The following is a 13,331-nucleotide window of genomic DNA, read 5'->3' as shown; positions in this document are numbered from 1 at the left end:
ACCTGTAAACCTGCGGTCATCGTTACCCCCAAAGCCCGAGCCGAACCCGCATACGTGCGGTGTCGTAGACGGTCAGTGCTTGATTGGTGATGTTCATCCGGCCCATTCCAGGCCGAACCCCGTTTATCTCAAACTCATTCGTCACGAAGTTGATGCGGATGCCCTGAGAGCCTGCAACGTAGTTGGAACTGCGCAGCTCCCCGGTGATGATCAGGTTGATGATGTCGGCTTGGTTGATGATCGCGCTGTTCATAAACACCTGGCCGTTCTGGATGGCAAACACCGACTTCGGCGTGCCGCCGGGCTGGTGCATGACGGAGAACAGGTTGGCCAGGAAGATGACCATGGACTGCATGCCGTCCGGAGTGTTCTCGACTCCAATGCCCATGCCGGCGCCGTAATAGCGACCGTTCACGTCGACACCCACCTTGATGTTACGGGTGGCCGACACGTTGCCCTCCAGATCGACCAGGGCCTCGGACGTGTCCTGCACCAAGGCCTCGGTGCTCCCTACCCGGCTGCTCAGTTGCGTTACCGAACTGCTGATCGCCTGATCGGCGTTCGCCCGGGTCTGCGCCTCGTTGACGATCGCCGACTCGCTGTCGCCAACCCGGCTGGTCAGTTGGGTGACCGAGGTGCTGATTGCCTGGTCGACCGAAGCGCGTGTCTGCGCTTCCGTGGCGAGCCCTGCCTCAGCCTGGCCGATCCTCGATGTCGCTGAGGTCATCTGCGCCGTGAGTGCTTCGTCTGCGCTGGTCCGCGCCGTGATCTCCTGCTGGAGCTTCGACTCGTTGTCCCCGACCTTGGCCGAAACCTTGGTCACCTCAGTGGCCAGGGCCTCGTCAGCGGTCACTCGCGCATAGGCTTCCTGCTCGAACCTGGCGTTGAGGTCGTCGCCAATCTGCGCCTCGACCAAGTCGATACGCCGCGCCAGCGCCATATCGCCGCTGCTGAAAGCGCTGTAGATCGAGGTGGACGTTGCCCGTACAGCCGAATCGCCAGCCTTCCAGTCGGTAGCACCGGCCATCCGCGGGTAGACCTGGGTCTCCACACCGATGATCCGGGTCGCCATAGCCGCCAGCTGGCCGTCGATCTCCTCGACGCTCGTCTCCACGGCATCCACCCGCAACGCCAGCGCCGTGACCATCTCGCCAAGGGATGCGTAGTCGCCGATGTATTCCCAGTAGCCGGCATCCGTGACCGGCGTTCCGGCCGGCACGTCCTGCTTGGCCCGGTACAGCTTGCCGCCCTGCTTCACCAGGGAGCCCGCCAAGTAGGCCTGGGCCGCATCCCAGTCCGGGGCACCGACCACGTCCGCCAGCTGAGCCTGCAGCGAGTCGATCTGGTTCTGCAGGGCGATGTCCCCTGCCGTCAGCCGCTCGTTGATCGAACCAGGTCCCTCCCCGCTAATCTTCTCGATTTCCTTCAGCAGGTCTTGGCCAAGCTGAGTTTCAGTGATCTTGCCGGTGATGTAGTCAAGAATCGCATCGGCATCAGCGCTGGACTGCCCGTAGACCCAGTCCGACCACGGTCCGATGTTGCCCGACCGGTCGACCAGGCGGCCGCGGAAGTACCGCACCACAGCAGCCGCCATCCCGCTATGCAGGTAGGTCGGTGTCGGGTATGCGAACTGGCCGAGTGGGAGAGGATTCTGTCCGGTTGACTCGGACGCCATTTGGACTTCGGTATAGGCAGTATCTTCTGCAACTGGCGGAAACCCCCAGTTGAGCCGGATGGCCATGATTTCCGGAGTAGCATTCAGATAGGCCAACGCCGGAGGTGCACCCTCCTTGCCCTTCAACTCGGTCAGTACCGAATCCCGCCACATCGACGTGATGTCGAACGAGCTGACGGCGCGCACGCGAGCCAGATAAGCGCCGGCGTAGATACCGACCACGTCCACGGAGGTGGTACCGGTGCGCTGCAGGCGTATCCAGTTGCCGTTGTCCTTGCGCCACTCCACGTCATAGGCAACCGCGCCCTGCACAGCTGGCCAGGCGATCGTCATGGTGCTGACCGCGATTCCCTGGGAAATGGCGTAGGCAGAAGTCAGCGTTACGCTCGCGGGTGGCGGTACGACAGTGATCGGAATGACGCTGATCGGGCGCTCGTCCAGCTTAGCGCCGGTGTCGATTGCTGCGAACTTGCTTGGGTTGAACTCGAGCGCAGTGATCTCGTACTCGCCTTCCTGAGTTCGAGTGGTCTTCAGCACTCGGAACAGCTGCACCGCCAGGTCGTCGTAGTCGATCGCCCACTGCAGCTCAGGCTCCGGCTGCACACCGTAATCGGTGGTCACCGTCACCGCACGCCCAGCGACCGATTGCACGGTGCGTGCCTGGGCGGTGCCGTTCGGCAGGTTCAGAATCAGACGGTCGCCGGCCTTGATCGGCGTGTCGCGATCGAGGGTGACCACCCGGCCGGCAGCGGCAGCAATCCGACCACCGTTCGGGCGGCCCGCCACCAGCTCGTCAGCCACGGGAATGACGTAGCCAGGCAGCGGGATGCGGCCTTCCATCCCGGTCTTGAAGGTAACGGTACGATCCTGACTGTTACTCAGCAATGCCCATTTACCGCGGCGTTGAGCCTCGGACGCACGAGTGCAGCCGATGGCCGAAATTTCCACCGGACGGTCCCGGTACCGGCGCTGGAGCGCGTTGTCGGTCACCGGGATCACATCGGTGTCGTAGTTGTTCGCCGGGTTGTCATAGCTGACCAAGGCCCGGCTGTAATGGGTGTTGCGCTCGGCACCGCCATAGACGAAGTCGCCGTCGATGACGTTGGCCCGGGTGAACACGTAGTCGATGTCCTGGGCGCGCGGCATGTCCGCCTGCATGAACAGCGAGCCGTGGGCCCAGTACACCATCCCCCGGTAGATGGCCGACAGGTCGCGCAGCAGGGTCCAGGCCTCAGCGCGACCCTGCAGGTTCATGTCGCACAGATAGCGCGGCTCTTGCCCGCCAATCCCGTCCGGCACCAGCTGGTCGCAGTATTGGGCGATGCGGTACATCTCCCACTTGTCGACCATCCACGACTTGATGCGCTTGCCCAGGCCGAAACGGTCTTCGACGCACAGGCCGTAGGTCACGAACGCCGGGTTGTTGGTCCAAGCCTGCTTGAAGGTGCCGTCCCATACGCCGGTGTAGGTGCGGTTCACGGGGTCGTAGTTGGTCGGCACCGGCCAGCGCTTGGCCTTGCATTTGACCGTCACGGCCGGGATGTTCTGGAACTGTTGGGCGTCGAACTCGATGTAGAGCAGCGCGGTGTTCGGATATCGCAGCTTCTCGTCGATGATCTCGGTGTAGCCGGCGATGGTCATCGTATCGGCCACGGTACCGCTATTGGCATTCGGGGTGATGCGGCGCACGCGCAGCATCCAGCCCGACGTCGCCTTCGGTAAGTTGACGCGCACTGAGCGCTGGTAGCCGTTGGTGGTCTTGCCATCCACGGCGCCCAGGTGGGCTTCTACATACGCGCCGCCGTCAGTGGCGATGTCGATGGCGTACTCGATGCGGTAGCCGTTTGTGTTGCCGCTGCTGTCCTGCTTGGCCAGGCGCGGCCAGGACATGCGCACGCGCACCGCCGACAGCTGCGTATTGCTCAGCGACCGGGTGAACGGGTTGTCACTGCGCAGCTCCACGTTAACGGTGGTCTCGTTTTCCACCGCAGGGATTCCCTGAATGTAGTCCTGCTCAACGGAGCCAGGGCGCCACTCCCACTTCACGCCCGGGAAGTTAACGTTGCCGCTGGCATCCATGATCGGCGTGTTGTCGAGGTAGATGTCGCGGTCGGTGGGCGTGCCGTCGAACTCGCCCTCGCCCACAGCCAGCAGGATCTTCGCAATGTTCGTCGACTGCAGGCTATCCGGCGCCTCAACAGGGGTCTTCGGCTTGCTTTCGCCGCCCTTGGCGCCGTTGATTTCCAGGTGATCTACGGGGCCCATGTTTTCCTCCGGGCAATAAAAAACCGCCCGGAGGCGGTCTGTACGCTGAATCGGCCCTAAGCCTTGTCTTGCGCCTCAATCGAGGCAGAGATAATCGCCCCACCCCACCGCCGCTCGCCGATGCAGATCGGGACGGGGTTGCCACTAGCTGTGGTGTTCTTGGCGCTGCCGAAGGCGTAGGACGGTAGGTTCTCGGGAGCCGCACTTTGAGACAGACCTTGGGCCTGCGGGCTGAGCATCTGCACCACCCCGCCAAGCGTCATGGAAAGGCCAGCATAAAATGCGGATGGGCCCAGCCATATGGCGGATACCATCAAAGCGATGCCAATGATGGTTTGTAGTATTCCGCCACGTTTGCTGCCATGGACAACGGGAACAACACGAACCTCCCGAGTGCCGCGCAGGTTCATTTCGTCCAGGCCAATGTTCTTTCGGTTACGGAAGATGGCGAAGCGTAACCCCAATCCATCAAGTCGCCTGATCTCCTCCTCGAACCCCTGTAACGTAGCTTTCAGAGCCTTGAAGACCTCCCAGACCTCACCGCTGTCAAGCTGTCTATGATGGGTGCGTCCGAACTTCTGCGCTAAGGATCCGGATAGCTTGATGATGGTCATTGGTTGATAACTGGCCGCTGTGGCTGCCATGTTTCCTCCAGGCATAAAAAAACCGCCCTAAGGCGGTTTTGTGGTGATCTATCAAAGACATGACCGGACGGCGCGTTCCACAGCCGTACGACCCGGCATGGCCGACCAGGGCATGCGCTGTCGAAGAGTTACTGAACTGCCAGTAGACGTTCTGGTGATATCGAGAAGCTCGTCTGCCATGCTGCTATTCGAAACCCATAGGCGGTAGCCATTTTCGGTCTCCACCATTGAGGACTCGGTCCTGGCAGCCTGCCACTTAGGGAAAACGCACAAGGCATACTGTTTTGGGTCTTTCTTGGTTACCGCGCTAATCGAAGGATCGTTGCCTTCCAGATCTGCGGTCGTCACGCACCCCGCCAGCAACGCCGACCCCACCACCCCGATCAGAATTCGCATGAGTCCCTCCCTTGAAATGGGTGACTGTAGCGCGGACCTAGCCCGGCAGCCAAATGCAAAAAGCCCAGCGCTGGGCTGGGCGTTATCTCCCTCAGACTGCCGCTGTCCAGACAGCAAGCTCATAACCGTCTGGGTCGACGAAATGGAATCGCTTCCCGCCAGGGAAAGAAAAAACCTCCCGGCTGATCATGCCGCCAGCAGCCACAACCCTGCTCTCGGCGCCAGCAAGGTCGTCTGAGTACAAAATGACCAATGGGCCGCCTGGCCTGACTGGCTCACCAGTGGTGAAGCCACCGGTCAACCGACCGTCATTGAACTCGGTGTATGTTGGGCCATAGTCAACGAAGCTCCAACCGAACACTGCGCCATAGAAGTCCTTGCTGAGCTTGATGTCGCTGACGTTGAACTCAATGTTGTCGATCTGGCTATCCTTCCCTCTGTTGCTCATTGCCACCTCCATGTTGGAGCCTGGAATCTAGCACAGCCAGACAGAAGGTTTGCACCAGACGCAAAAAGCCCAGCACGGGGCTGTGCTATTTCACATCAAGGCGCGCGGTCGATCTCTTTGTGCGTGCCGATGCGCCTCAGCTCCGCCACTGTTCCGACAAGCTCAAAGCTAAGCTTGTGACTATGATTTGCCGTGATGTGGATCGTATAGATTCCCGGACGCTTATAACCAGAAAGCTTTTCAAGGCGTAGCTTTTTTGGCTGCGGATCATGCAGAAGAAGACGGTATGCTTCCTTGAACGCGCTTTTAACTTCTTCAGAAAGCGCGCTGTAGGAATTCTGAAACGACTTTCGGCCGATGTCGATTGCCGTAATCTGAAGCCTCACAGCTCGTCAAGGAACTTATCAATGTCCGCTGGCTCACTGAGAACCTTTGGAGTATGGCCAGCCTCCTTGTCTGCGTTGCTTTCCAGAATGCTCCAACGCAACGCTTCTGTGGTTGTATTAAGCGTGATCAGCGCCTCCAGAAGGCCTGCATAGGCATCAACAACTCCGTCTTCATCGCTGAGGCGCGGATCGTCGATTGCGCATTGCATTTTTTCCTTGGACTCAGAGTAAGTCCTGACCAGGCTGTCTTGAAGGTTTTCCAGGACTGGCACTACGTTTTCTTCTGGTATCGGCCTTGAAGCATCGCCCGAGGCGATTGACTTTTTGACCGCACAAAACGCTCTTTCTGCTGCATGAAGCAGCTGACAGTGATGGGAGATGGCGTCAATCGTGCCGTCGATATCTCGCAGCAGATCGAGAGATCGAACAGCGCCAACACCCATGAGCTCTGCGGCGGTAAGCGCATCAGCTAAGTGGTGGTGGTTTGCCGAATTCATCATATGGTCCTCGATGATAACCCGGTAAATAGACTACCGGCTCGCGATTATCGCTACGTTGTCATCCCTGTCAACTGAAATCCGCGCCGCGAAACCTCAGCTAACGGTTCTGTGGCGCGCACACAGTGACTATAGATGAGACGGCTGAACGCACCACCAGTTCACAGCCTGAACATACGCTCATTATGATCGACGCGACAGCTTGAGACTTAGGCCCTGGCCGCCCATCCACCCTGGACGAAAAGCCAGTAACCGCCTCAAACGCAACCGTAGTAGCGTTTTGCCCTCTATCCATTGAGCAGGGAGCCATTTCATTGACAGATCTTCATAACGAATTCGCAGCAAGCCGCTACTTCAACGCCGAAAGAATCGACAGACGCAGCGCCGACGCCTTGGCAGGCCTAGCAGCCGGACTCGTTGCTGATAATGTAGTCACTCAAGAGGAGGCCGTTTTCCTCAAAGATTGGATCGAGCGTAACCTTGCTCATTTGGAAGACCCGGTGATAAATCTTCTCTACCGCCGACTGAGCAGTATGCTAGCTGACGGCACGCTTGATACAGATGAGTCCGCCGACCTGCTGGGTATGCTGAGGGGCCTCGGTGGGGTTTCCGCCCATGCGGCCTCATCCAACACTACCGCCTCAATCTACTCACGGCCCACTGACTTACCCTTCTGCGCTCCTGCGCCATCGCTCTGCTTTGAGGGCAAAAACTTCGTTTTCACTGGGATAATGGCCTTCGGACCGCGCAAGGATTGCCAGCAGCTAGTTACTGATCGAGGAGGCATTCTTGGCGGAGCCATCAGTAAGAAGGTGGACTATCTAATTGTTGGCAGCGTAGGTAACGAACAGTGGCGCCATGCATCGTATGGAACGAAGATCCTCAAGGCTGTGGAGCTTCGTGAAGCCGGCGCACCAATAGCCATCGTTTCAGAAGGCCATTGGCAAAACGCCGTCTTCACCTAAGACCACCGAACCTGATCACCCATCCAGCATGGATGGAAAGCCAGTATCGCGCTATCACCCTGCGTAGTAGCGCGGCGCCTCCTACGACCGCCCCGGTCCGTTGCCGGAAAGCCCATGGACTGGGGCATGATGACAAGGAGTATCCTTTGAAGGATCAAGAATTTGAGCCAAGACCAGCATTCAATATCGACTGGGTTCGTCAGTACGACTGCGGCCCATCGGATCCTCATCTTCACGCCATCGGCCAATTCATTGCCAACTACTCAGCAGTTGAGTGGCGAATGGCAGAGCTCTTTGCTTTAACAATGGGCAAGCCAGTAGCAGAGGCCCAACGAATATGTGTAGAGACCAACATGTCGATCGCTGGAATGGTCCGATACACTAAGTCCAAGCTCGCTGAGGTCAGCGGGATTAATGAGGTGACAGCAAAGGATCTTGTTTTCAGCATTGAGGCCTTTGAGAAGATCTCACCGACTCGCCACAAAATCGTGCACTGGCAGTGGGGGCTGAATGAGGGTGAGAGCGCCACCCTAACGGACCTAATCAAACCCAGAGCGCCAGAGAAGGCTAATGCTGAACTATCGCTGGAAGACCTTCGAAATCACTGCTTCACCCTGATGAAGATTATGCAAGCTATTTCTCTTGGTCTTGAGGTGCTGTCAGGACGCATGACCAGGCAGCAGATTCTTGAAATCCGCAGTGACACATCTGCTGAAAAGCTCTTTCGACCGTAGATCGTGACAGGGGTCGGTCGTCTGTCTCTTCCAAAACAGCCAGACCGGCCTCAATCATTGCTTTCGAGACAACTATGTCTTCAGGCTGAAACGGCGCCTTTGCTGCGGTGAGAAGCTCCCGATTCATATCCCCTCTCCTGCGGCCTGGCCGCTTCTTTTCGCGTCCCGATGACGCAACACAAGACGCGTTCGATCGAGCCACGGCCCGCCGAACACGACGATTTCTGATGGCCTGCCAAGCAGGTGGTGCAGCATGAATGGTCCCGAACCGAAGATCTGAGCATGCTCTTCGGGAAGTTTCGCGTCAGCGCCCAGGTAGATGCCAGCATGGTTCGGGTGAGCGGTACGCCCCACGGACATGACTATCATGTCGCCGCGCTGCGGGTGGCCGACCTGGTAGAATCCAGCGGCCTCGTAGGCCTGCTCGTAAAGGCTGGGGCCTTCTGCCTGCTCCCACCATCCCTCCTCCCTAGCGTAAGCCGGGAACTCCAAGTCCCACTCGCACTTGTACCAGTCCGCGCAGACCTGCCAGCAGTCCCAGGCGCCGTGCACAAAAGGCCTCCCCAGCAGCGGGGTGTGACCGGTCGGAGTGATTGTGCGCAGGTCTCCCTCGGGCCACGACAGAATGTACCAGAGCAATCCTGTTGCTTCGCACATCGCCATGTCACGCGGCGACGGCCTGCTGGTAGCGTCCGGGTGCGAGTGCACGATGCCGATGACCTGGCCCTGGTCCTCGGCTGCCGCATACTGTTCCGGCGAGATGCGGAACTCCTCGGCCGGATCGGTCGCAGTGTTGTCGCACGGTAGGTACCGCTGGGAGCGGCCCACGGCGATGATCAACCCGCAGCACTCGCGCGGATACTCTGCCGCGGCGTGCGCTTGCACGGCGGCGAGGATGTGTTTGCGCATGGTCAGCTCCGTGCGATCAGGGAAACGGCCGGGAAGCCCCCGAAGGGCAACTGGTTGCCCTGGCCAAAGCGAACTGTGCAGCCCGAGTCCAGGCAGCCATTGCACTGGTCATTGGCCGGATCGTCCGTTGGATTGCCGTCGAGATCAAAGTACGGACCGGTGTAGCCACAGTTCGGGCCACGGTAACCGGCGGTCATTGCCCAGTGGCATAGTTGGGTCATTTGCCGGCCAATGGTCTCGCCGCCAACATCGCCGGGGCTGGCAAGCTCCCAAGCGACCGTGGTGCCGTTCTCGGACACCTTCTGATCGATGTACCAGACCTCGATGGCCTCCTCACTCGGGTCAGCTTCCGGGTTACCGGCGGGGAAGTTTACCGCGTCCAAGTAGCCCGCCATGGTGTGGCGCATGGTCAGCTTGAACTCGAGCAGGTTGTCGAAGGCCAGGCACAGCGCCGTAATCCTGCCGTTGACGTTGCCCACGGTCAGCGTGGGTCGCACTGCCGTACCGTCCGAATTCGCTTCAATACCATCTATCTGCATAGGCCAGGCACCATACTCGTTGCCCTGCCACCAAATCGACTTGGCCGGAAGCTGGTCGGCGTTTGCGCCAGCGGCGGCCAGTTCCTCGGGCGAATGCGGGATTGCATGCCCGTGGAACCGGAGCGTGTCCGCCCCGAAGTCCGAACCGTCCAGTTCAAACAGCAGGATCTCCGCGCCCGGCTCCAGTTTCTGCAGCTGCGTGATCAAACTCATGGGTGAAACGCCCTCTCAAAGGTTGCCGTCAGCATCACCACACCTCCCGGCTTGCGCTGCTGCCGGAAGGTCTCGCAGCGGTACATGCCAAGCACGCCTTCTGGATTGGTCCAGAGGAAGGACTTAGCGCCTCGATGGCGACGTATGAACGCGATAGCCGGCGCAATCTCATCGGCCAGCCCGCCGAATGAAAGCGCCCAGCTGTCCGATTCGCCGTTCAATCCATCGCTGGATACCTGGACATAGCCATCGCCGAATTGCGATTTTCTGGTGCGTAGGGTGCTGTCGCCGCTGGCCTCATCGTCCGGTGTCCAGGTGAAAGTTTCGATCGCCATCAGCGTCTCCCGTTGCTGTTTCGATAGCTCATGCCGCCGGCGCGCCAAGACGCGGCAATAGCCCGCTCAGCCACACCTTGCATCTGTTGCTGGATGTTCTGCTGCAGGGCTGTGCTATCCAGCTCCATTCCATCAGAGCTCCGATCTTCCAAAGTCACGGCCACCGGCGCGCTGACCTGAACAACGGTAGAGCCACCAACCGCTCCGCCTACCATCTGCACGCCGAGCGATCCATCTGCACCGCGCGCCAGCGGCATGATTGCCTCCGGCCCAGCCTCACCAGCGATACCAAGACCACCATCGCCCATGCCAAACATCGTTGGCGTGTTCAGAATGGTATTGGTAGCGAACCCGGCACCTTTTGCGAACAGCTGCACGCCGTTCGACCAGGCGCCGCCCAAGGCTTGCGGAAAGTAGGTGCTGCCGTAGCCAGCCTGGGACGCGCCCAGATTCGAGGAAGTTGCCCCTGCCGATCCTGCCGGAAGGCCATTGCCGCCACCGCCGCCGAAGAAACTACCGGCAGCGGAAATGCCCATGCCGACCAGCCCACTCAAGAGCGAGCTCGCGGCCTGCTGGCTTGCAATTCTCGCCATGTCCGAGATCACACTGGTGGCGAAGTCCTTGAAGTTGGCCTTCCCTGTCATGGCGAACTCGGCCACAGCATCGCGAGCAGAGTTGAAACCGGTGGTGAGCATGTCGTCGGTTGCGCCGGCCACGTTCGCCGCATCAGCCTGTATGTTGGCCCATGCGCGCTTGGCACCGTTGCGGTAGTCGCGCTGCGCCTGCAGCCTGGCCTCGAAGCCGTCGACCTCCATCTGCAGCTCACGCGCCTGGTAGTCGGCCAAGTCGGCCAGCCGCTGCTGGTAGGCGTCCTGGCTGAGGCGGCGTGACACGTCCTCCTGCTGTTCCTCCAGCTGACGGCGTGCCTCGGCGTACTTCTGCCGCACCGTATTCAGTCGGTCAGCCTCTTCGCGCTGGTCGTCGCCCATGCCGACACCGGCCACGTCCGCGCTGATCGCCTCCTGCCGTGTCTGCAGCACCACTTCCATCGCCTTGCGATAAGCCTCGGCGCTGTTGCGGCGCACTTCTGCAAGCTTCCTCTCCTCCTCAGCACGCTTCTGCAAGACAGGATCGGCGTAGGCCATGTTGAGGTTCTTGATGCCGAGTTCCATCTCGGCCGCGGTGATCTTGCCGGCAGCCTGGGCCTTGCGCAGCCCCTGCACGCCCTCCGCCAGATCCTCGAGTCGTTTCTTCTCCGGTAGCGCGCGGTCGATGATCGCATCGAGAGCCTTGATCTCGTCATTCAGCGCCTTCGTGCGATCCTTGCTGCCATCGGTCGCATCCTTGTTGGCCTTCTTCTGCGCCTCAATTGCACTGGCTGCCGACAGGATTGCCTGGCGGTCCGTCTCGGTGAGGTCAGCGTTCTCGGCCAGGTAGCGGTTGGCGATCTTGGTCGCATCGCCATTGTCCTGCAGACCTGCGAGTTGCTTTTGCAGCGTCTCCAGGTAGGTCTGGCCCGCCGAGCTCATGCCGGCCTTCGCAGCGTTGTTCGCCTGGGTGGCCGACGTGTTTTGTTCGGTCACCCCGGTGAGCACCCGCAGCGTCTCGGCAATCAGACCAGATCGCTGATCGGCATCGCTCACGGCGCCGGCCTGCGTAATCCACTGCTGTACGGTGGAGGCTGGCAATTGCAGACGGTTACCGACTTCCTGCAGCACAGGCGACAGTCCCTGCCCTGCCGAACGCGCTTCGTTGAGACGGTCGATCAGACCTTGGTATTCGGCCAGCTGCCGGTTGTATTGGCCGCCCGAGTCACGCGCCGGCGCCGTGACCACGCTCGAACGAATGGACTGAGCGAGGTCACCGTAAGCGTCCTTGACCTTGTCGGCTGCAGTGACCTGCTCCTGCTGCCACTTGACCAACGATGCTTCCCGCTGGTCCTTGTTGAGCTTTGCGAACTCCTCCCGCAGCTGCGCAACCGGCTTGTGCAGGTCATCCAGACTGACTCCTGCCTGATCGGCACTGTTGCTCAGCAGCAGGAAGCTGGCCGCCGCCGTGCCGGCCAGTAACGCCAGACCCATCGGCCCGCCCAAGATGCCGAGCAGGCCAGCACTCACGGTGCGAAGACCAGCCTGGGCGGTTGCTACTGCGGCGGTGGCCGCCGCTTCGCGCTGGCGGGCTTGGGCCAGTTGAATCGACATCTGCGTCTGCACCGCCGTGCCGCGCGCGGCAGCTGCCTCGCGGGCCGCCAGGATGGTAGCGGTTTCGGCCTTACGCTGGTCGGCGAGTGCAGCCTGCAGCACGGCCTCGGCCTGGGCGATACGCGCCGCGCGGTCCGCCAGCGCGGCTTTCGCAGCCAGCCCAGACTTCGCGACATAGTTGGTCAGCGCCGCAACACCCGCGCCAGCCATGGCCACGGCCACCAGATCGACGTTGTCGGCCAGGGTGATCAGCACACTCGACAGGCCAGCAACGGCGCCGGTCTGCTCTTCCATGCCACCCAGGAAGGTTTGGACGGCGTTGCTGATGTTCACCATCGCATCCTGCACGCTGGTGGACATATCGGCCGCTGCCTTGCGGTTCACCTCGACGGTCCGCAGCAGGCCGGTATTGATGTCGTCGAGCGACAGCTTGCCCTCTACGCCCAGTTTGCGGATTTCCTCGGCGCTCTTGCCGGTGGCGGTCGCGATCGCTGTGACGATGGTGGGCATGGCGTCCTGAATGGACACCCAGCCATCAGCCTCGACTTTGCCGGTCTGCAGAGCCTTGGAATAGGCATCAAGAGCGGAACCGGCCTTGTCGGCAGCAGCCGCGTTGGTCACCAGCAGGAAGCTGAAGCTGTCGGTGATGTCGAGGGTCTGCTGGGTATTGAAACCCAGGCTGCGCATGACGTCTGCGGTGCGGATGTAAAGCTCTTGCGCTTCAGCCAGCGGCCGGTAAGTTTCCTGCGCGGTGCGCAGCAGGTGCTCCTGCACCGTCTGGTACTCACCAGCGCTGCCGGCGGCGGCCCTCATGCGGTCGGACATCTGACCATAGGCGTCTACCTGCTGGATGATGCCGCCAATCAAGCCAGCACCTGCGACGGCGGCAAAGGCGCCGCGCATCAGCACACCGGCTTTCTCAGCGGCAACTCCGGTGCTATCGAACGCGGAGTCGACTTGCGCCAGGTTGCTGTCGATCGATTGAGTGGTGCGTGCCACCACCTGGTCAGCGCTGGCCAGCTCCCGACGCAGCTGTGCCGTCGTGGCCTCGATCTGGACCAGCATCCCCTGGACTTGTTGGTCGGCCATGCAAATCTCCAAGCACAAAAAAACCGCCCAGAGGC

General features: G+C 60.6%; 12 protein-coding genes. 2 read left to right on the top strand and 10 right to left on the bottom strand.

Going from position 1 to position 13,331, the window contains the following annotated elements; all coding sequences use genetic code 11:
* Positions 1–22 precede the first annotated feature (22 nt).
* The 6 genes from IWW33_RS20955 to IWW33_RS20930 all read right to left on the bottom strand — a co-directional run bounded on the left by IWW33_RS20955 (position 23) and on the right by IWW33_RS20930 (position 6,311).
* Positions 23–3,940 carry a DUF1983 domain-containing protein gene (locus tag IWW33_RS20955; RefSeq protein ID WP_196914383.1) on the bottom strand — a complete coding sequence of 1,306 codons (3,918 nt, stop codon included), beginning with the start codon at positions 3,938–3,940 and terminating at the stop codon, positions 23–25.
* A 56-nt stretch (positions 3,941–3,996) separates the two neighbouring features.
* Entirely contained in the window at positions 3,997–4,584 is a 588-nt protein-coding gene (locus tag IWW33_RS20950) for a tail assembly protein (protein ID WP_196914382.1), read from the bottom strand.
* A 51-nt stretch (positions 4,585–4,635) separates the two neighbouring features.
* Entirely contained in the window at positions 4,636–4,980 is a 345-nt protein-coding gene (locus tag IWW33_RS20945; protein ID WP_196914381.1) for a hypothetical protein, read from the bottom strand.
* Positions 4,981–5,071: 91 nt separating this feature from the next.
* A complete protein-coding gene (locus IWW33_RS20940; protein ID WP_196914380.1) occupies positions 5,072–5,428 on the bottom strand; it encodes a VOC family protein in 357 nt (118 codons plus the stop codon).
* Between the two features lie 95 nt (positions 5,429–5,523).
* Complete coding sequence (locus IWW33_RS20935) at positions 5,524–5,814, bottom strand: hypothetical protein (protein ID WP_196914379.1); 291 nt, start codon at positions 5,812–5,814, stop codon at positions 5,524–5,526.
* Positions 5,811–6,311 (bottom strand): hypothetical protein, encoded by a 501-nt coding sequence (locus IWW33_RS20930; RefSeq protein ID WP_196914378.1) that lies wholly within the window; start codon positions 6,309–6,311, stop codon positions 5,811–5,813. The genes IWW33_RS20935 and IWW33_RS20930 overlap by 4 nt, the downstream gene beginning before the upstream one ends.
* Positions 6,312–6,625: 314 nt before the next feature.
* Here IWW33_RS20930 and IWW33_RS20925 point away from each other — a divergent pair, with 314 nt between their 5' ends.
* Both IWW33_RS20925 and IWW33_RS20920 read left to right on the top strand, forming a co-directional pair.
* Positions 6,626–7,276: a BRCT domain-containing protein gene (locus IWW33_RS20925; RefSeq protein WP_196914377.1), complete on the top strand. Its 651-nt coding sequence runs from the start codon at positions 6,626–6,628 to the stop codon at positions 7,274–7,276.
* 146 nt (positions 7,277–7,422) lie between these two features.
* Positions 7,423–8,010: a hypothetical protein gene (locus IWW33_RS20920; RefSeq protein ID WP_196914376.1), complete on the top strand. Its 588-nt coding sequence runs from the start codon at positions 7,423–7,425 to the stop codon at positions 8,008–8,010.
* Between the two features lie 123 nt (positions 8,011–8,133).
* On the opposite strand, the gene IWW33_RS20915 is transcribed toward IWW33_RS20920, so the two are convergent.
* Genes IWW33_RS20915 through IWW33_RS20900 form a run of 4 tightly spaced genes read right to left on the bottom strand, consistent with a single transcriptional unit; the run spans position 8,134 to position 13,296 of the window.
* A complete protein-coding gene (locus tag IWW33_RS20915; protein WP_196914375.1) occupies positions 8,134–8,919 on the bottom strand; it encodes a C40 family peptidase in 786 nt (261 codons plus the stop codon).
* Between the two features lie 2 nt (positions 8,920–8,921).
* Positions 8,922–9,671: a phage minor tail protein L gene (locus tag IWW33_RS20910; RefSeq protein WP_196914374.1), complete on the bottom strand. Its 750-nt coding sequence runs from the start codon at positions 9,669–9,671 to the stop codon at positions 8,922–8,924.
* On the bottom strand, positions 9,668–10,006 hold the full coding sequence (locus IWW33_RS20905; RefSeq protein WP_012315754.1) for a phage tail protein: 339 nt from the start codon (positions 10,004–10,006) through the stop codon (positions 9,668–9,670). The genes IWW33_RS20910 and IWW33_RS20905 overlap by 4 nt, the downstream gene beginning before the upstream one ends.
* Positions 10,006–13,296: a phage tail tape measure protein gene (locus tag IWW33_RS20900; protein WP_196914373.1), complete on the bottom strand. Its 3,291-nt coding sequence runs from the start codon at positions 13,294–13,296 to the stop codon at positions 10,006–10,008. Before IWW33_RS20900 ends, IWW33_RS20905 begins: the two co-directional genes overlap by 1 nt.
* Positions 13,297–13,331: the final 35 nt, after the last annotated feature.

It is taken from the genome of Pseudomonas sp. M2, from assembly GCF_015751845.1.
GTDB lineage: Bacteria > Pseudomonadota > Gammaproteobacteria > Pseudomonadales > Pseudomonadaceae > Aquipseudomonas > Aquipseudomonas putida_E.
Note: the sequence above shows the minus strand (reverse complement) of the source record. Positions and strands in the feature narration are given on the sequence as shown.

Coding starts and splice junctions, on each gene's coding strand:
- IWW33_RS20950 (WP_196914382.1), bottom strand. CDS start 4,584: ATGGCAGCCACAGCGGCCAGTTATCAACCAATGACCATCATCAAGCTA.
- IWW33_RS20955 (WP_196914383.1), bottom strand. CDS start 3,940: ATGGGCCCCGTAGATCACCTGGAAATCAACGGCGCCAAGGGCGGCGAA.
- IWW33_RS20945 (WP_196914381.1), bottom strand. CDS start 4,980: ATGCGAATTCTGATCGGGGTGGTGGGGTCGGCGTTGCTGGCGGGGTGC.
- IWW33_RS20930 (WP_196914378.1), bottom strand. CDS start 6,311: ATGAATTCGGCAAACCACCACCACTTAGCTGATGCGCTTACCGCCGCA.
- IWW33_RS20900 (WP_196914373.1), bottom strand. CDS start 13,296: ATGGCCGACCAACAAGTCCAGGGGATGCTGGTCCAGATCGAGGCCACG.
- IWW33_RS20940 (WP_196914380.1), bottom strand. CDS start 5,428: ATGAGCAACAGAGGGAAGGATAGCCAGATCGACAACATTGAGTTCAAC.
- IWW33_RS20915 (WP_196914375.1), bottom strand. CDS start 8,919: ATGCGCAAACACATCCTCGCCGCCGTGCAAGCGCACGCCGCGGCAGAG.
- IWW33_RS20910 (WP_196914374.1), bottom strand. CDS start 9,671: ATGAGTTTGATCACGCAGCTGCAGAAACTGGAGCCGGGCGCGGAGATC.
- IWW33_RS20905 (WP_012315754.1), bottom strand. CDS start 10,006: ATGGCGATCGAAACTTTCACCTGGACACCGGACGATGAGGCCAGCGGC.